Raw genomic sequence first — 15,830 nt, 5'->3', positions numbered from 1 at the left:
TCAGTCCGGCTGCTCCCGCTCCTTGCCCTCCTCGATGGTCGCCCGGGCGTCGCGGTGCTCCGCGCCGCCCGCCTCGGGCGGTTCGTGCTCGTCGGCGCGAGAGGGGCGGTAGCAGAGGGTCGCCAGCATCGGAAAGTGGTCGGAGCCGATGTGCGGCAGGCGCTGCATGGCCTTGAGGGTGAAATGCTCGCTGGCGAAGACGTGGTCCAGCGGCCAGCGCAGCAGCGGGTAGTCGGCATGGAAGGTGCTGAACATGCCGCGCCCCCGTCGCGGATCCAGCATGCCGCTGACCCGGCAGAAGAGCCGCGTGGTGCGCGACCAGGCCACGTCGTTGAGGTCGCCGGCCACCAGGGTGGGTTCGGGGTGCTCATGAATCGCCTTGCCCACCAGCAACAGTTCCGCGTCGCGCCACAGCGACTCCTCGCTCTCTCCCGGCGCCGGCGGACGCGGATGCAGGGCGTGCAGGCGGATTACGTCGCCGCTCGGCAGCGCGACGCCGGTATGGATCGAGGGGATATCGGGCTGGATCAGCCAGCGGACCTCGGGGTCGACCAGCGGCCGCCGGGAGTAGAGGTGCATGCCGTAGAGGTTGTCCAGCGGCACCCGCACCGCGTGGGGCCACTCCCTCGCCAGGGCGGCATCGAGCCGCTCCTGCCACCAGGCATCGGACTCCAGGGTAAGCACCAGGTCGGGTTGGTGCGCGTGGATCAGGTCGATCAGCGTCTTGGCGTGGCGATTGGGGGTGAGCACGTTGGCGATCATCAGGGTCAGGCAGCGCGGCGCCTGGCCCGCGTCGGCATCCTTGACCTGGCGGGGCCAGAACGGCGTCCAGGGCAGGATGCGACTCGCCTGGAGCCCGAGGGTAGCAAGGCTCGCGGCGAGGCTCCACCACGACCAGGGTGGGGCGGTCAGCGTGGCGAGGCCCGCGACCACCGCCGCCAGCGCGGCGAACTGCAGCCGCGGGAACTCGCAGCTGCGCACGAACCACCAGGTCAGCGGCAGGCGGGGCAGGAGGGTGGTCGCCAGCAGCAGCACGGCGACCCCCGTCAGCAGGATGGAGAGCACGAACCGATCTCCCTATGGGCTCCCTGTGAGCTCCCTATCGAAGGGCCGGGCGCGGGCGGCGCCTGTCGCCCACGATAGCCGCCGTGCCTGCTCCGCGGCTAGAGCACCTTGCGGCGCAGCAGGCCGGTCACCGCCTCGCCGACCAGCACCAGCGCGATGATGGCGATCAGGATGGTCGCCACGGTGGGCCAGGCGAAGGTGTCGATGGAGCCCTGCAGGATCACCCCGATGCCGCCGGCCCCCACCAGCCCCAGCACCGTGGACTCGCGGATGTTGATATCCCAGCGCAGGATGATGATGGCGAAGAACGCCGGCATCACCTGGGGGACGACCGCGTAGGCGATCACCTTGGCCTTGGAGGCGCCGGTGGCCTCCATGGCCTCCACCGGGCGCCGGTCGATCTCCTCGATCGCCTCGCCCATCAGCTTGCCGATGAAGCCCACCGAGCGGAACATGATGGCCAGTATCCCCGCCAGCACCCCGGGGCCGAAGATCGCCACGAACAGCAGCGCCCAGATGATGGTGTTGACCGAGCGGCTGGAGACCAGGATGAAGCGCCCCAGCCACAGGCAGGCACGGTTGGGGGTGGTGTTCTGGGCGGCGATGTAGGAGACCGGCAGGGCGATGAAGATGGTCAGCATCGTCGCCAGGGTGGCGATGTGCACCGTCTCGATCATCGCATCGACGATCTCGCCGAGCCGGGTCGGGTCCGGCGGCCACATGCGCGCGCCGAGGCTCGAGATCTGGTTGGGCGCGTCCCACACCCAGGGCCAGAAGATGTCGATGTCGCTGACGGCCCAGACCACCACCATCAGGGTCAGCAGCATCACGCCGAAGCGGATCAGCTGCTCTTTGGGGTTGTGCCGTCGCCAGACGCGATCGGCCAACAGGTCGGCGTCGTCTACCATATCTTCTTCCTTACCCAGCCGCTGACGCCCTCGCTGGCCAGGATCACCGCGATGATCACCAGCAGGATGGCGAAGGCGAAGTCATAGTCGTAGCGCCCGAAGGCGTTCATCAGGGTGCTGCCGATGCCGCCGGCGCCGACGATGCCGACCACCGCGGAGGCTCGCAGGTTGCTGTCGAGCTGGTACATGGAGAGCCCCACCTGACGGGGCAGGATCTGCGGGAAGACGGCGTAGAAGAGCGTCGCCAGGTAGCCGGCCCCGGTGGAGCGCATGGCCTCCACCTGGCCCCAGTCGATCTCCTCGATCTCCTCGGCGAGCAGCTTGCCGACGAAGCCGATGGAGTAGAGGGTCAGCGTCAGGATGCCCGCCAGCGGACCGAAGCCCACCGCCGCGACGAACAGGATGGCGACGATCACCGGGTGGAAGCTGCGCGAGACGATGATCACCGCGCGCCCCAGCAGGTAGATCGGCAGCGGCGCGACGTTGCGGGCCGCCATCACCGCGAAGGGCACCGACAGCAGCACGCCGAGCAGGGTCGCCAGGATGGCGATCTGCAGGCTCTCGGTGAAGCCGGTGAGCAGCAGGTCGAAGCGCGACAGGGTCGGCGGGAAGCCGCCGCCGAAGATGCGTGCCGCCCGCGGCAGCCCCTCGCTGATGCGCTCCCAGTTGAAGGGCAGGCTGCCGAAGGCCCACACCAGGTAGGCCGCCAGCACCACCAGCAGGCCGTAGCGCAGCAGCGGGTTGGCGATGAAGGGCGGCTTGCGCCAGGTGCGAGGGGCGGCGCGCTCCTCGCGGTCAGGGCTGGCCATCGCGCACCTCCTCGGCCGCGGGGGCCGCCTCGTCCTCCGGCGCCTCGATGCCGCCGTAGATGGCCTCCAGGGCCTCCTTGTCGAAGTCCGAGGGGGCGCCATCGAAGATCATGGTGCCGTGGCGCAGCCCGACGATGCGGTCGGTGTAGGTCCGGGCCTGCGCCACGTTGTGGATGTTGATCAGCACCGGCAGCGACAGCTCGCTCGCCAGGCTCTGCAGCAGCACCATGATCTGCTCGGAGGTACGCGGGTCCAGCGAGGCCGTGGGCTCGTCGGCGAGCAGCACCTCGGGCTCCTGCATCAGCGCCCGCACCACGCCGACGCGCTGGCGCTCGCCGCCGGAGAGCTCGTCGGCGCGCTTGTTGGCGTAGTGGGCGATGCCCACGCGCTCCATCAGCACGAAGGCGCGCTCGATGTCCGCCGCCGGGTAGCGGCGGGTGACGGCCTGGAACAGGTTGACGTAGCCGAGCCGTCCGGCCAGCACGTTCTCCATCACGGTGAGGCGATCGATCAGGTTGAAGCCCTGGAAGACCATGCCGATCTTGCGCCGGGCGCGGCGCAGCTCGGCGCGGCGCAGCGTGACCAGCTCGATGCCATTGAGCTTGATCGAGCCCGAGGTCGGCTCCACCAGGCGGTTGATACAGCGCAGCATGGTGCTCTTGCCGGCGCCGGAGGCGCCCACGATGGAGACGACGCTGTTGCCTTCCACGGTCAGGTCGAGCCCCTTGAGTACCGGCTCGTCGCGGCCGTAGCGCTTGATCAGGTTGGATATCTCTAGCATGAGGGGTCCGTCGAGAAAGGGTCATCAAGACGACGACGCCGGCCCTCCGGGAAGGCCGGCGCCGCTGACTCGCGAAAGGTTACTGGAGGTTGTCGGGGGTGTACTCGACCCCGTTGGCATTCTGGATGGTGCGGATGACCTTCCAGTTGTCCTTGTAGTTGATGGGGACGAACTTCTCGACGCCCTCGAACTCCTCGCCGAGCTCGGTGCCCGCGAACTCGAAGCTGAAGAAGGCTTCCTCGATCTTCTCGACCAGGTCGGGATGCAGGTTGTGGGCGTAGTTGTAGGAGGTGGTCGGGAAACTGTCGGACTCGTAGATGATCTTGACGTCTTCCGGGTCGTAGAGGCCGCGGGCGGCCATGCGCTCGACCACTTCCGAGGCCACCGGGGCGGCGTCATAGTCCTGGGCCACCACGCCGAGCATGGACTGGTCGTGGCTGCCGGAGTAGACCACCTCGTAGTCCTCGCCGGGCACGATGCCCATCTCGGGGAACAGCGCCCGCGGCGCCTGATTGCCGGAGTTGGAGGTCGGCGAGGTGTGGGCGACGCGCTTGCCCTTGAGGTCCTCCATCTCGTCGATGCCGGAATCGACGTGGGTGTAGAGCTGCAGGGTGTAGCCGAAGCGTCCGTCGTCCGAGCCCATCAGCGCGAAGGGCACCGCGCCGGCCAGGTTGACGGCGAAGGGCGTCGGGCCGGTGGAGAAGCCAGCGATGTGCAGGCGACCGCTACGCATGGCCTCGACCTGGGCCGAGTTGGACTGCACGGCGAAGAAGCGCACGTCGCGCTCGGTCACCTCCTCGAGGTGATCGATGAACGGCTGCCAGATGTCGGAGTAGATGGCCGGATCCTCGACCGGGGTGTAGGCGAAGATCAGGGTGTCGGGGTTGGCCCACTCGGACTCGTCCGACGGCCGGTCGGCGACCATGTCGCCGTTCTCGTCGCAGTAGATCTCGGCCAGGGCGCCGCGCTCGCACTCCTCCTGTGCCTGGGCCTGGCTCGCCAGCATGGCCAGCGGCAGCAGCGTGGAGAGGGCGAGGGGAACGAGCGAGCGTGTCCCGGATCGAGCGGAAGGGTAGATCATGGCGTGCCTCACGATTATTGTTCTAGGGCGTGTGGTGTGTTGCATGTTCGGATATCGACATGGCGAGCCGCCGATGATTGATTCCGAATAACCTCCTTCAATCTAGGGTTTGTCACAAAACCATGTCAAACACTTTCCCCCCCGCCGACGGCGCCTGGCGCAACCGCTACCTGCTGATGCGCCACGGCCACAGCCAGGCCAATCAGGAGGGGCGCATCATCAGCTCGCCGTCCCTTGGCCTGACGGGGTTCGGCCTCTCCCCTCAGGGGTGCGCCCAGCTCGACACCCTGCTGGCCGACTGGCGCTGGGCCAGGCCCCAGCGCATCCTGCACTCGGACTTCCTGCGCACCGCCGAGACCGCCGAGCGCGTCGCCGCGCATTTCGGCCTGACGCTCACCGCCGAGCCGCGCCTGCGGGAGCGCCACTTCGGTGAGCTCGAGGGGCAGAGCGACGCGCGCTATGCCGAGGTCTGGGCGCTCGACGCCCAGGACCCGACCCTGCGCCAGGGGGGCGTAGAGGCCGTGGCCGAGGTGGCGGCACGCATGCGCGAGGTGATCGACGAGCTGGAGGCACGCCATCGGGACGAGACGATCTTGCTGGTCAGTCACGGCGACCCGCTGCAGATCCTGCTGACCGCCCTCGAGGGGCGCTCCCTGAGTCTCCACCGGGAGCGGGCGCCCCTGGCGCCGGCCAGCATCACCGCGCTGTGAGCCTTGGGCCGCGTGCCGTGAGCCGCCCGCTCAGGCGGGGTGGCGGGGCTGCGCGTCCGTCGCCGCGGGGCCGGACGTGGCGCGCGGGACGGCGGCCTCGAGGTAGTCGGTCAGCCGCTGCCGCTCGGTAGCGGTGAGGCGCAGGGCCAGCTTGGTGCGCCGCCACAGGATGTCCTCGGCGCTGCGCGCCCACTCCCGCTCGATCAGGTAGTCGACCTCGGCGGCGGTCAGGCCGGCCCCGAAGGCCTCGCCCAGCGCCGCCTGGGAGTCCCGGCCGTCGAGGAAGGCCCGGCAGAGGGTGCCGTAGGTGCGGGCGAAGCGCCGCGCCTGGTTGGCCTCCAGGTAGGGATAGTCGGCGAGCAGGCGGGCCTCGAAGGCGTCGTGATCGCCGATCTCGCCGCCCGGCAGCGGCGCCTCGGCGGTCCAGGGCGGCCGCATCTCGGGGAGGTGGGGCGAGAGTGCCTCGAGGGCCGCCTCGGCGAGCTTGCGATAGGTGGTGATCTTGCCGCCGAAGACCGACAGTAGCGGGGCCCCGCGGGTGTCCAGATCGAGTGTGTAGTCGCGGGTCATGGCGGAGGGATCCGCCGACTCGTCGTCGCACAGCGGCCTGACGCCCGCGAAGGTGCGGATCACCGCCTCGCGGCTGAGCCGGGTGCGAAAGTGCGCGTTGACCACCGAGAGCAGGTAGTCGATCTCCTCCTCGGAGACCTCGATCCGTGTCGGATCGCCCTCGTAGCGCCGGTCGGTGGTGCCGATCAGGCTGAAATCCTCCTCGTAGGGCAGCACGAAGACGATGCGCCGGTCGGTGTTCTGGAGGATATAGGCCCGCTCGTCGTGGTTCAGGCGCGGCACGATCAGGTGGCTGCCCTGGATCAGGCGCACCCCGTAGCGGGAATCGCGGCCGGCCTGGTCGCGCACCACGCTCTCCACCCAGGGACCGGCGGCGTTGACCAGGGTGCGGCAGCGGCGCGTCAGCCGCGCGCCGCTCTCGGTGTCCTCCAGGGTGAGCTCCCAGAGGCCATCGCGCTCCCGGGCATTGATACAGCGGGTGCGCACCAGGAGCTCGGCGCCGTACTCCCGGGCCTGCACGGCGTTGAGTACCACCAACCGGGCATCATCCACCCAGCAGTCCGAGTATTCGAAACCGCGGGTCATATTGGGGGCGAGCCCCTGGCGGTGGTCCAGCCGGATGCTCCGGGAGCCCGGCAGCGTCTTGCGCTTGCCCAGGTGGTCGTAGAGAAACAGCCCGGCGCGCAGCATCCAGGCCGGGCGCAGGTGGGGGCGATGGGGCAGCACGAAGCGCAGCGGCCAGATGATGTGCGGGGCCTTGGCCATCAGCACCTCGCGCTCGCGCAGGGCCTCGCGCACCAGGCGGTACTCGTGGTGTTCCAGGTAGCGCAGACCGCCGTGGATCAGCTTGCTGCTGGCAGACGACGTGGCGCCGGCCAGGTCCCCCTGCTCGCAGAGTCCGACGGCGAGTCCCCGGCCGGCGGCATCGTTAGCGATGCCGACGCCGTTGATGCCGCCGCCGATCACGAAGAGGTCGAGGACCTCGTCTGGCCTGTCGCTCATGAGCGCTCCCGTCCGCTGTCGGACATGCAGTGATGTTCGAAAACGAAAGTAGATGAAATCAATCCGAACATCAAGGCGCGCGACATGCTCGCACGCCAACACGAGGTGGCGTGAGCGGTGCCGTCGACCGGCGGGAAGGGGGCAGGGGAGGGCGGCAGGAGGGCCGGGCGGCGCTTATTCGATGCCCTTAGGCCAGGTGCAGGGCGACGTCGTGCTGCTTCAGCAGGCGCATGATCGCCTCGGGCGGCTCGCGATCGGTGAACAGGGCGTCGAGCTGGGCCAGGTTGCCCTGGCGCACCACCGGGTTGCGGCGGAACTTGGAGTGGTCGGTGGCCAGGAATACCTGGCGGGAGTTGCGCAGGATGGCCTGGGCCACCCGCACCTCCTGGTAGTCGAACTCCAGCAGCGAGCCGTCCTCGTCGATGCCGCTGATGCCGATGATGCCGTAGTCGACCTTAAACTGGTTGATGAAGTCGATGGTGGCCTCGCCGATGATGCCGCCGTCCCGCGAGCGCACCTGCCCGCCGGCGATGATCACGTTGAAGTCCTCCTTGTGCTGGAGGATCGCCGCCACGTTGAGGTTGTTGGTGATCACCTCGAGCCCCTGGTGGTCGAGCAGCGCCTCGGCGATCACCTCGTTGCTGGTACCGATATTGATGAACAGCGAGGCGTGGTCGGGCACGTGGCGGGCCAGGAGCGACGCGATGCGCTGCTTGGCCTCCAGGTTGAGGGTCTTGCGGGTCGAGTAGGCGGTGTTGACGGTGCTCGACTCCAGGCCGGCGCCGCCGTGCACGCGCCGGATGCGCCCCTCGTTGGCGAGGGTGTTGAGGTCGCGGCGGATGGTCTGCGGGGTGACCGTGAAGTGCTCGGTGAGCTGCTCGATGCTGGCATAGCCCTGGCGGCGGACCAGCTCGATGATGGCGTCCTGGCGTTGCTGCTGGTTCATGGTGTCTCCTTGGCTGGCCCGATTCTATGCCATCGTGCCCACGGATGCAGGCGCCGCGCCCCGCGAGCGGCTCGGGTGCCCCTGGTGCCCCTTGGTGCGGGGCCCATCGCGTCGCCCGGCGCCATTTGAGCGCGGTCGCGGGCTGGAGTAGGCTTAATGATCATAAGCGAACATTAGCGTCGAAAAGCGAAATTGGCACGCCACGACAACCACAACAGGATGCTTGCTATGGCTTCTTACCTGCTGGCCATCGACCAGGGCACCACCAGCTCCCGCGCGATTCTGTTCGACCGCGAGGGGCGCAGCGTCGCCACGGCGCAGCGCGAGTTCCCCCAGCACTATCCCCACGACGGCTGGATCGAGCACGACCCGGAGGACATCTGGGAGACCGTGCTCGCCACCTGTCGCGAGGTGATCGCCAGTCACGGGGTCGAGCTTGCCGAGATCGCCGGCGTCGGCATCACCAACCAGCGCGAGACCACCCTGCTGTGGGATCGCGAGACCGGCGAGGCGCTGCACCCCGCCATCGTCTGGCAGGACCGGCGCACCGACGAGGCCTGCCGGCGGCTGCGCGAGGCGGGTCACCTGGAAGATGTCCAGGCGCGCACCGGCCTGCTGATCGATCCCTACTTCTCGGCGACCAAGCTCGCCTGGCTGCTCGACGAGGTGCCCGGCGCCCGCGAGCGGGCCGAGCGCGGCGAGCTGGCCTTCGGCACCGTGGACAGCTTTTTGATCTGGCGGCTCACCGGGGGGCGGGTGCATGCCACCGACGCCACCAACGCCTCGCGTACCGCGCTCTTCAACATCCACGAGCAGCGCTGGGACGAGGCGCTGCTCGACCTGTTCGACATTCCGGCGAGCCTGCTGCCCGAGGTCAAGGACTCCAGCGACGATTTCGGCCGCGTCGAGGCCCGCTGGCTGGGCGGCGAGCTGCCCATCGCCGGGGTGGCCGGCGACCAGCAGGCGGCGCTGGTGGGGCAGGCCTGCTTCGCCCCCGGCATGGGCAAGAGCACCTACGGCACCGGCTGCTTCATGATCGTCAACACCGGCGCGGTGGCCGAGACGTCGCGCAACCGCCTGCTGACCACGGTGGCCTATCGGTTAGACGGCAAGCCGACCTATGCGATGGAGGGCAGCATCTTCGTCGCCGGGGCCACGGTGCAGTGGCTGCGCGACGGCCTGCAGCTGTTCGCCAATGCCGCGGAGACCGAGGCGCTGGCCTGCCAGACGCGCACCGGCCACAGCGTCTACCTGGTGCCGGCCTTCACCGGGCTGGGCGCGCCCCACTGGGACCCCAAGGCCCGTGGCGCCATCCTGGGGCTGACCCGGGATACCGGGATCGCCGAGATCGTGGCGGCCGGCCTGCAGGCGGTCTGCTACCAGACCCGCGACCTGCAGGTCTGCATGGACGATGACATGGCGGCGTCGCCGGGCATCCTGCGGGTCGATGGCGGCATGGTGGCCAACAACTGGGTGATGCAGTTCCTGGCCGACATGCTCGGCGTGCAGGTGGATCGTCCCACGGTGCTGGAGACCACGGCCTTGGGCGCCGCCTACCTGGCGGGGCTGCGTCTCGGCTGGTATCGCGATCTCGACGAGATCGCCGAGCTGTGGCGCTGCGAGCGGCGCTTCACCCCGCAGATGGAGGAGGCCGAGCGCGAGCGCCTCTACGGCGGCTGGAAGGAGGCCGTCGCGCGCGTCCGCACCCAGTAGCCGACGGCGCCGGGGCGGGCCAACTTGCTGATTCGCTGGAGAAGAAAACGCACGCCGGGCTTGCATTTCGGATTCGATTGCGTAGAATACGCATCCGTTGCCACGGCGAAGTCATGCCGACAACAGGGCGAAGGACCATAGCTCAGTTGGTTAGAGCGCCACGTTGACATCGTGGAGGTCGGCGGTTCAAATCCGCCTGGTCCTACCATCACACGCCCGGCAAAACTTGCAGGACCATAGCTCAGTTGGTTAGAGCGCCACGTTGACATCGTGGAGGTCGGCGGTTCAAATCCGCCTGGTCCTACCAGATTCGAGAACGCCCCGCAGCCATCGGCTGCGGGGCGTTTCTCATGCTGCGTGATTTTTCGCGAGCGCCTCGTCTCGACGGTCTCGCCATGGGACTGCGCAGCCTGAATGGCGGGGTGCAGCCCGAATGGCGGGGTGCCCGGCGAGGCCGATCGCCTCGCCGGGCCGGGAGTCACGCCAGGTCGCTCTGTGCGACGAAGACGTCGACCAGCGCCTCGATGCCCGCGCGGTCGTCGTCAGTGAAGCGGCCCTGGGTCGGGCTGTCGAGGTCCAGCACGCCCCACAGGCGATCCGCCACCACGATCGGCACCACCAGCTCGGCGCGGGAGTCCGCGTCGCAGGCGATGTGGTCGGCGACGGCATGGACGTCGTCGACGCGCTGGGTCTGGCGGCTGCGCGCCGCGGCGCCGCACACGCCCTTGGTGAAGGGGATGGGGTGGCAGGCCGGCTTGCCCTGGAAGGGGCCGAGGCAGAGCAGCTCGGGCTCGCGCTGCAGGTAGAAGCCGGCCCAGTTGAGCGCGGGGATCTCCTGCATGATGAAGGCGCAGGTCTGGGCGCTGTTGGTCAGCCAGTCGCGGGTGTCGAGCAGCGCACCGAGCTGGCGGGCGAGCAGGGGGTAGTCGGGCTGGGGGTGATCCGGTGTCATGTCGGCTCCTTGAACAGGAAAGGCCGGCGCAGCGGCCGGCCTTGTTGCTTCGTTACATCCGCTTTCTGGCGGGCGGCCCTTACTTCCAGCCGGGCACGGCCTGCGGGCCGAACAGCTCGCTCGCCTTGGCCTCGACTTCCTCGGTCTGGTAGGCCTCGACCAGCTGCTGGATGGCCTCGCGATCCTCGTCGCCGCCGCGCACCGCGATCAGGTTGACGTAGGGGGACTCGGCGCCCTCCTTGATCAGGGCGTCGTCCAGGGTCAGGCCGGCCGGTTGGGCGAAGGTGTTGTTGATGAAGGCCATGTCCACGTCCGGCAGCACGCGGGGCAGCTGGGCGGCCTCGATCTCGCGGAAGTCGAAGTCGTGCGGGTTCTCGGCGATGTCCAGCGGGGTGGCTTCCAGGAAGGTCGGGTCCTGGAGCGTGATCAGCCCCTCGTTGTGCATCAGGATCAGGGAGCGACCCTCGTTGGAGGGATCGTTGGGCAGGGCGATGGTGGCGCCCTCCGGCAGCTCCTCGATGCTGTCGTACTTGTCGGAGTAGGCGCCGATCGGGTAGACGAAGGTGTAGCCGGCGATGGCGAAGTCGTAGCCGCGATCCTCGACCATGGAGCGCATGTAGGGCTCGTGCTGGTAGGCGTTGGCGTCAAGGCTGCCGTCGGCCAGGGCGGCGTTGGGCGTCACGTAGTCGGTGAACTCGATGATCTCGACCTCGAGGCCGTACTCGCGCTCGGCGATCTCGGCGGCGACCTTCATGACGTCGGTCTCGGGGCCGGCCACGGTGCCGACCTTGATGGCGTGCTCGTCGGCCAGGGCGGCGCCGGCGGCGAGGGTCAGGGCGGAGGCGGTCAGGGTGCCGATCAGGGTCTTGCGCATGTCGCGATGCTCCTTGTGAAAGACGAGTCGGACTCGATACTAACGGAATAAACAGAAAAATTGTAATGCATTCTGGTTATTTAAGAGGGCGCATCACTTATGGTCGCTCTTGCGCACCAGATAATCGCCCAGGCTCTGGAAGCCCTGCACCATCACCACCAGGATCACCACGGTGATCAGCATGATCGTCGGGTTGAAGCGGTTGTAGCCGTAGCGAATGCCCAGGTCGCCGAGCCCGCCGCCGCCCACGGCACCGGCCATGGCCGAGTAGCTGACCAGGGTGACGGCGGTCACCGTCAGCGCGGTGAAGATGCCGCCGCGCGCCTCGGGCACCAGCACCTTGGTGATGATCTGCCACGGCGTGGCACCCATGGACTGGGCGGCCTCGACGAGCCCCGGCGGGATCTCGTTGAGCGCCCCCTCGACCAGGCGCGCCACGAAGGGGATCGCGGCGATGGTCAGTGGCACGGCGGCGGCGTTGGTGCCGATCGACGTGCCCACCAGCATCCGCGTGAGGGGGATGATGGCGACCATCAGGATGATGAAGGGGATGGAGCGGCCGATGTTGGTGATCGCGCCCAGCACCCGGTTGAGCGTGGGCTCGGCCAGTATCTGCCGCGGCCGGGTGACGTAGAGCAGCACGCCCAGCGGAATGCCGACGAGGGCCGAGATCACGCCCGAGACCGCCACCATGTAGAGGGTGTCGAGGGTGGCCTCGAGAATCAGTTCAATCATCGCGCTGGACATGGCCGAGCACCTCCACCTGCAGGTCGTGGGATTCGAGATAGTCCAGGGCTTCGCGGGTCTTCGCCGCCGGCCCCATCAGTTCGGCGATCATCAGGCCCAGGGTGCGATCCTGGATCGACTCCACCTTGGCCTGGAGGATGCTGACGTCGACGCCGCACTCGCGGGCCAGCCGCGAGATCAGCGGGGTCGAGACGGCGTCGCCCGAGAAGGCGAGGCGCACCACCGGGTGGCTGGCGGGGCCGGGCGTCTCCTCGAGGCGCTCGATGAGCGCCTGGGGCGGCTCGAGCTCGAGGAAGTCGTTGAGGAAGTCTCGGCCGAGCTTGGTGCGGGGTGCGGTGAAGAAGTCGCCGACCTCGGCCTCCTCGACCAGCTCGCCGTCGGAGATCAGGCTGACCCGGTGGCAGATCGACTTGACCACCTCCATCTCGTGGGTGATCAGCAGGATGGTCAGGCCGAGCTGGCGGTTGATGTCGCGCAGCAGCTCCAGGATCGAGCCGGTGGTGTGGGGGTCCAGCGCCGAGGTGGCCTCGTCGCAGAGCAGCACCTTGGGGCGGCTGGCCAGCGCCCGGGCGATCGCCACGCGCTGCTTCTGGCCGCCGGAGAGCTGGGCCGGGTACTGGTGCGCCTTGTCGGCCAGGCCCACCAGCTCGAGCAGCGGCATCACCCGCTCCTTGATCTCGGCGCGCTTCATGCCCATCAGCTCCAGCGGCAGGGCCACGTTGGCGAAGACGGTGCGTGAGGTCAGCAGGTTGAAGTGCTGGAAGATCATGCCGATGCGGTGGCGGGCCTGGTTGAGCGCCGCGCCGGAGAGGGCGGTCAGCTCCTCGCCGTCCACGGTCACGGTCCCCGTGGTGGGGCGCTCGAGCAGGTTGACGCAGCGGATCAGCGTGGACTTGCCGGCACCGGAGAGGCCGATCACGCCATGGATCTCGCCCTTGGGCACGTGCAGGTTGGCATTTTTGAGCGCCGTCACGGCGCCGGGGCCGCCGCTGCGTCCCTTGGGATAGTAGGTCTTGGAAACGTCGTGTAGTCGAATCATCGCAGCCGCCGGTGGGGCGCCGGCCGGGCGGGCGTGGCAGCAACGGGCATAAAAAAAGGCCACCCTGACGGGTGGCCATCAACGCTGGACACACCCTTTTAGCTGCACTTCACGCCGCGGTTTGCCTCGAGAGGCGCTCCACGACGTCGGCGCCCGCAATCCGGGTACAAATCGGCGCCTTCAAAATGTAGCGCAATATTCTATGTTTCAAACGCCCGATCGTCAAGCTCGCCAGGGCATGTGCCCGGCGGGATGGCGCTGCCGTGGTGATTTTTTCTGTCGCCCGGCCACGCAGTGGTGTTCCTTGCGCGTCGAACCGCGCCGCGGCGGTCGGTGAGCTTGGGGCGGCGCGGTCAATGGACGCGCCGGGCCGGGTTTCCTAGACTGGCCGTTTTGGCGGCCCGCCAGGGGTCGACGCGCACGAGGAGCAGTCATGTTCACAGGCATCGTACAGGGCACCGCCGAGGTGGTGGCCATCAAGGAGGCCGAGGCCTTCCGTACTCACGTGCTGGCGCTGCCGGCGCCGCTCAACGAGGGTCTGACGCTGGGCGCCTCGGTGGCCCACAACGGCGTCTGCCTCACGGTGACCGCCATCGACGGGGAGCGGATCAGCTTCGACCTGATGCGCGAGACCCTGCGCGTGACCAACCTCGGTGCATTGAAGGAGGGCGATCGCGTCAATATCGAGCGCGCGGCCCGCTTCGGCGACGAGATTGGCGGCCACGCCATGTCTGGCCACGTCATGGGCATGGCCGAGCTCGTCGAACTCGACGAGGCACCCAACAATCGCCGGCTGTGGTTCGAGGTCCCCGCGGCCCTGGGGCGCTACCTGTTCGACAAGGGCTACATCGGCGTCGACGGCATCAGCCTGACCATCGGCGAGACCCGCCGCGCCAGCGCCGAGCACGGCCCGCGCTTCTGCGTCGACCTGATCCCCGAGACCCTGGCCAGGACCATCCTGGTCGACCGCGTCCCAGGCGACCTCGTCAACATCGAGATCGACCCCCAGACTCAGGCCATCGTCGAGACGGTGGAGCGGGTGCTCGAGGCGCGCGGGGTCTGATCGCACGGGGTAGGTCGGGCGGGGCGCGTCACTGCGTTGGCAGGCCGGGTGGCGAATGGCCCGGCGATTGCTTAACTGTGGGGGAGCGTGCCGCCCGGACGCCTCGCAACGCGCAGAGGCTTTGGGTACCATAGGCCGCTTTTCTCGCCACCCTCCGGTGTTCCGGGCCATGAGACGGCTCATGACATCCGGACGCCCAGACGTCATCGCGCGCAGGAAGGACACCCATGTTGAAACGTCTCATCGACAACCATTTCAAGCTCGCCGAGCATCGCACCGACGTGAAGACCGAGGTCATCGCCGGGATCACCACCTTCCTGACCATGGCCTACATCATCTTCGTCAACCCGAGCATCCTCTCCCAGACCGGGATGGATTACGGAGCGGTGTTCGTCGCCACCTGCTTGGCCGCGGCCGTGGGCTGTCTGATCATGGGGCTGTGGGCCAACTATCCCATCGCCCAGGCGCCGGGCATGGGCCTGAACGCCTTCTTCACCTACGGCGTGGTGCTGGGCATGGGCTACACCTGGGAGGCGGCGCTCGGCGCGGTCTTCTTCTCCGGCTTCATCTTCTTCCTGCTCAGCGTCTTTCGCATCCGCGAGTGGATCATCAACTCGATCCCGCTCTCCCTGCGCCTGGGGATCGCCGCGGGCATCGGCCTCTTCCTGGCGATGATCGCGCTCAAGAACGCCGGCATCGTGGTGGCCAACGAGGCGACCTTCGTGTCGCTTGGCGATCTCACCGAGCCGTCGGCCCTCTACGCGCTGCTGGGCTTCTTCGCGATCACCGCCATGGCCTACCTGCGGGTCACCGGGGCGGTGATGATCGGTATCCTCGGCGTGACCGCGCTGGCGATGGTGCTCGGTCACAATGAATTCGGCGGACTGATGTCCATGCCGCCCTCCATCGCGCCGACCCTCATGGCCCTGGACCTCGCCGGGGCGTTCGACGTGGCAATGCTGAGCGTGATCTTCGCCTTCCTGTTCGTCGACCTCTTCGACACCTCCGGCACCCTGGTGGGCGTGGCCCACAAGGGCGGCCTGCTGGACGAGAATGGCAAGCTGCCGCGCATCGGTCGCGCCATGATGGCCGACAGCGGCGCCTCCATGGCGGGCGCGGTGCTCGGCACCTCCACCACCACCAGCTACGTCGAGTCCACCGCGGGCATCGTCTCCGGCGGGCGCACCGGCCTCACCGCCGTGGTGGTGGCGGGGCTGTTCCTGATCAGCCTGTTCTTCTCGCCGCTGGCCGGTTCCATCCCGTCCTATGCGACCGCCGGGGCGCTGCTCTACGTGGCGGTGCTGATGGCCGGCAGCCTCTCCCACGCCGACTGGGACGACCCGACCGAGGCCGCGCCGGTGCTGATCGCGGCCCTGGCGATGCCGCTGACCTTCTCCATCGCCGAGGGCATCGCGCTGGGCTTCATCAGCTTCGCCGCCATCAAGGCGCTCTCCGGGCGGTTCAAGGACCTGAATCCGGCGGTGATCGTGCTGGCGCTGCTGTTCGCCGCCAAGTTCCTGTTCCTCAGCTGATCCTGGCTGACCGCATTCACTGATCGAGGCTGCATCCG

15 protein-coding genes and 2 tRNA genes are annotated in these 15,830 nt (G+C 68.3%); 6 read left to right on the top strand and 11 right to left on the bottom strand.

Annotation, left to right across the window (positions count from 1 at the left end):
• The 5 genes from C9F13_RS01710 to phnD form a co-directional block, all read right to left on the bottom strand.
• Complete coding sequence (locus tag C9F13_RS01710; RefSeq protein ID WP_108444509.1) at nucleotides 1-1,065, bottom strand: endonuclease/exonuclease/phosphatase family protein; 1,065 nt, start codon at nucleotides 1,063-1,065, stop codon at nucleotides 1-3.
• A gap of 98 nt (nucleotides 1,066-1,163) precedes the next feature.
• Complete coding sequence (phnE, locus tag C9F13_RS01705; RefSeq protein WP_108444508.1) at nucleotides 1,164-1,973, bottom strand: phosphonate ABC transporter, permease protein PhnE; 810 nt, start codon at nucleotides 1,971-1,973, stop codon at nucleotides 1,164-1,166.
• Nucleotides 1,967-2,782: a phosphonate ABC transporter, permease protein PhnE gene (gene phnE / locus C9F13_RS01700; RefSeq protein WP_108444507.1), complete on the bottom strand. Its 816-nt coding sequence runs from the start codon at nucleotides 2,780-2,782 to the stop codon at nucleotides 1,967-1,969. The genes phnE (C9F13_RS01705) and phnE (C9F13_RS01700) overlap by 7 nt, the downstream gene beginning before the upstream one ends.
• Nucleotides 2,769-3,563, bottom strand: a complete 795-nt coding sequence (gene phnC, locus C9F13_RS01695) for a phosphonate ABC transporter ATP-binding protein (RefSeq protein ID WP_108444506.1) — start codon at nucleotides 3,561-3,563, stop codon at nucleotides 2,769-2,771. Before phnC ends, phnE (C9F13_RS01700) begins: the two co-directional genes overlap by 14 nt.
• 79 nt (nucleotides 3,564-3,642) lie before the next feature.
• On the bottom strand, nucleotides 3,643-4,644 hold the full coding sequence (gene phnD / locus C9F13_RS01690) for a phosphate/phosphite/phosphonate ABC transporter substrate-binding protein (RefSeq protein ID WP_108444505.1): 1,002 nt from the start codon (nucleotides 4,642-4,644) through the stop codon (nucleotides 3,643-3,645).
• Nucleotides 4,645-4,766: 122 nt separating this feature from the next.
• On the opposite strand from phnD, the gene C9F13_RS01685 reads away from it, so the two are divergent.
• Nucleotides 4,767-5,354 carry a histidine phosphatase family protein gene (locus C9F13_RS01685; protein ID WP_108444504.1) on the top strand — a complete coding sequence of 196 codons (588 nt, stop codon included), beginning with the start codon at nucleotides 4,767-4,769 and terminating at the stop codon, nucleotides 5,352-5,354.
• A 30-nt stretch (nucleotides 5,355-5,384) separates the two neighbouring features.
• Here C9F13_RS01685 and glpD read toward each other — a convergent pair whose 3' ends face one another.
• Both glpD and C9F13_RS01675 read right to left on the bottom strand, forming a co-directional pair.
• Nucleotides 5,385-6,926: a glycerol-3-phosphate dehydrogenase gene (gene glpD, locus C9F13_RS01680; RefSeq protein WP_108444503.1), complete on the bottom strand. Its 1,542-nt coding sequence runs from the start codon at nucleotides 6,924-6,926 to the stop codon at nucleotides 5,385-5,387.
• Between the two features lie 187 nt (nucleotides 6,927-7,113).
• Nucleotides 7,114-7,872 carry a DeoR/GlpR family transcriptional regulator gene (locus C9F13_RS01675; protein WP_108444502.1) on the bottom strand — a complete coding sequence of 253 codons (759 nt, stop codon included), beginning with the start codon at nucleotides 7,870-7,872 and terminating at the stop codon, nucleotides 7,114-7,116.
• 228 nt (nucleotides 7,873-8,100) lie between these two features.
• On the opposite strand from C9F13_RS01675, the gene glpK reads away from it, so the two are divergent.
• The 3 genes from glpK to C9F13_RS01660 all read left to right on the top strand — a co-directional run bounded on the left by glpK (nucleotide 8,101) and on the right by C9F13_RS01660 (nucleotide 9,892).
• Nucleotides 8,101-9,585, top strand: a complete 1,485-nt coding sequence (gene glpK / locus C9F13_RS01670; RefSeq protein ID WP_108444501.1) for a glycerol kinase GlpK — start codon at nucleotides 8,101-8,103, stop codon at nucleotides 9,583-9,585.
• A 131-nt stretch (nucleotides 9,586-9,716) separates the two neighbouring features.
• Nucleotides 9,717-9,793 (top strand) — tRNA-Val (locus C9F13_RS01665).
• Nucleotides 9,794-9,815: 22 nt separating this feature from the next.
• Nucleotides 9,816-9,892 (top strand) — tRNA-Val (locus tag C9F13_RS01660).
• 171 nt (nucleotides 9,893-10,063) lie between these two features.
• Here the strand turns inward: C9F13_RS01660 and C9F13_RS01655 are convergent.
• From C9F13_RS01655 to C9F13_RS01640, 4 genes are all read right to left on the bottom strand, one after another.
• Nucleotides 10,064-10,537, bottom strand: a complete 474-nt coding sequence (locus C9F13_RS01655; RefSeq protein WP_108444500.1) for a GAF domain-containing protein — start codon at nucleotides 10,535-10,537, stop codon at nucleotides 10,064-10,066.
• Between the two features lie 79 nt (nucleotides 10,538-10,616).
• Nucleotides 10,617-11,411 carry a MetQ/NlpA family ABC transporter substrate-binding protein gene (locus C9F13_RS01650; protein ID WP_108444499.1) on the bottom strand — a complete coding sequence of 265 codons (795 nt, stop codon included), beginning with the start codon at nucleotides 11,409-11,411 and terminating at the stop codon, nucleotides 10,617-10,619.
• A gap of 93 nt (nucleotides 11,412-11,504) precedes the next feature.
• On the bottom strand, nucleotides 11,505-12,158 hold the full coding sequence (locus C9F13_RS01645; protein WP_108445312.1) for a methionine ABC transporter permease: 654 nt from the start codon (nucleotides 12,156-12,158) through the stop codon (nucleotides 11,505-11,507).
• Nucleotides 12,139-13,197 carry a methionine ABC transporter ATP-binding protein gene (locus C9F13_RS01640; protein ID WP_108444498.1) on the bottom strand — a complete coding sequence of 353 codons (1,059 nt, stop codon included), beginning with the start codon at nucleotides 13,195-13,197 and terminating at the stop codon, nucleotides 12,139-12,141. Before C9F13_RS01640 ends, C9F13_RS01645 begins: the two co-directional genes overlap by 20 nt.
• A 433-nt stretch (nucleotides 13,198-13,630) precedes the next feature.
• On the opposite strand from C9F13_RS01640, the gene C9F13_RS01635 reads away from it, so the two are divergent.
• Both C9F13_RS01635 and C9F13_RS01630 read left to right on the top strand, forming a co-directional pair.
• Nucleotides 13,631-14,260, top strand: coding sequence for a riboflavin synthase subunit alpha (locus C9F13_RS01635; RefSeq protein WP_108444497.1), 630 nt, complete (start codon nucleotides 13,631-13,633; stop codon nucleotides 14,258-14,260).
• A gap of 227 nt (nucleotides 14,261-14,487) precedes the next feature.
• Nucleotides 14,488-15,792 (top strand): NCS2 family permease, encoded by a 1,305-nt coding sequence (locus tag C9F13_RS01630; RefSeq protein ID WP_108444496.1) that lies wholly within the window; start codon nucleotides 14,488-14,490, stop codon nucleotides 15,790-15,792.
• Nucleotides 15,793-15,830 lie beyond the last annotated feature (38 nt).

The sequence above is a fragment of the Halomonas denitrificans genome (assembly GCF_003056305.1).
In the GTDB taxonomy this organism is placed as follows: Bacteria; Pseudomonadota; Gammaproteobacteria; order Pseudomonadales; family Halomonadaceae; genus Halomonas; species Halomonas denitrificans.
This window is presented reverse-complemented; position numbering and strand designations above follow the sequence as displayed.

Excerpts from the sequence above, each read along its gene's own strand:
- phnE (WP_108444508.1), bottom strand. The coding sequence starts at position 1,973 with ATGGTAGACGACGCCGACCTGTTGGCCGATCGCGTCTGGCGACGGCAC.
- phnE (WP_108444507.1), bottom strand. The coding sequence starts at position 2,782 with ATGGCCAGCCCTGACCGCGAGGAGCGCGCCGCCCCTCGCACCTGGCGC.
- phnC (WP_108444506.1), bottom strand. The coding sequence starts at position 3,563 with ATGCTAGAGATATCCAACCTGATCAAGCGCTACGGCCGCGACGAGCCG.
- phnD (WP_108444505.1), bottom strand. The coding sequence starts at position 4,644 with ATGATCTACCCTTCCGCTCGATCCGGGACACGCTCGCTCGTTCCCCTC.
- C9F13_RS01685 (WP_108444504.1), top strand. The coding sequence starts at position 4,767 with ATGTCAAACACTTTCCCCCCCGCCGACGGCGCCTGGCGCAACCGCTAC.
- glpD (WP_108444503.1), bottom strand. The coding sequence starts at position 6,926 with ATGAGCGACAGGCCAGACGAGGTCCTCGACCTCTTCGTGATCGGCGGC.
- C9F13_RS01675 (WP_108444502.1), bottom strand. The coding sequence starts at position 7,872 with ATGAACCAGCAGCAACGCCAGGACGCCATCATCGAGCTGGTCCGCCGC.
- glpK (WP_108444501.1), top strand. The coding sequence starts at position 8,101 with ATGGCTTCTTACCTGCTGGCCATCGACCAGGGCACCACCAGCTCCCGC.
- C9F13_RS01655 (WP_108444500.1), bottom strand. The coding sequence starts at position 10,537 with ATGACACCGGATCACCCCCAGCCCGACTACCCCCTGCTCGCCCGCCAG.
- C9F13_RS01650 (WP_108444499.1), bottom strand. The coding sequence starts at position 11,411 with ATGCGCAAGACCCTGATCGGCACCCTGACCGCCTCCGCCCTGACCCTC.
- C9F13_RS01645 (WP_108445312.1), bottom strand. The coding sequence starts at position 12,158 with ATGTCCAGCGCGATGATTGAACTGATTCTCGAGGCCACCCTCGACACC.
- C9F13_RS01640 (WP_108444498.1), bottom strand. The coding sequence starts at position 13,197 with ATGATTCGACTACACGACGTTTCCAAGACCTACTATCCCAAGGGACGC.
- C9F13_RS01635 (WP_108444497.1), top strand. The coding sequence starts at position 13,631 with ATGTTCACAGGCATCGTACAGGGCACCGCCGAGGTGGTGGCCATCAAG.
- C9F13_RS01630 (WP_108444496.1), top strand. The coding sequence starts at position 14,488 with ATGTTGAAACGTCTCATCGACAACCATTTCAAGCTCGCCGAGCATCGC.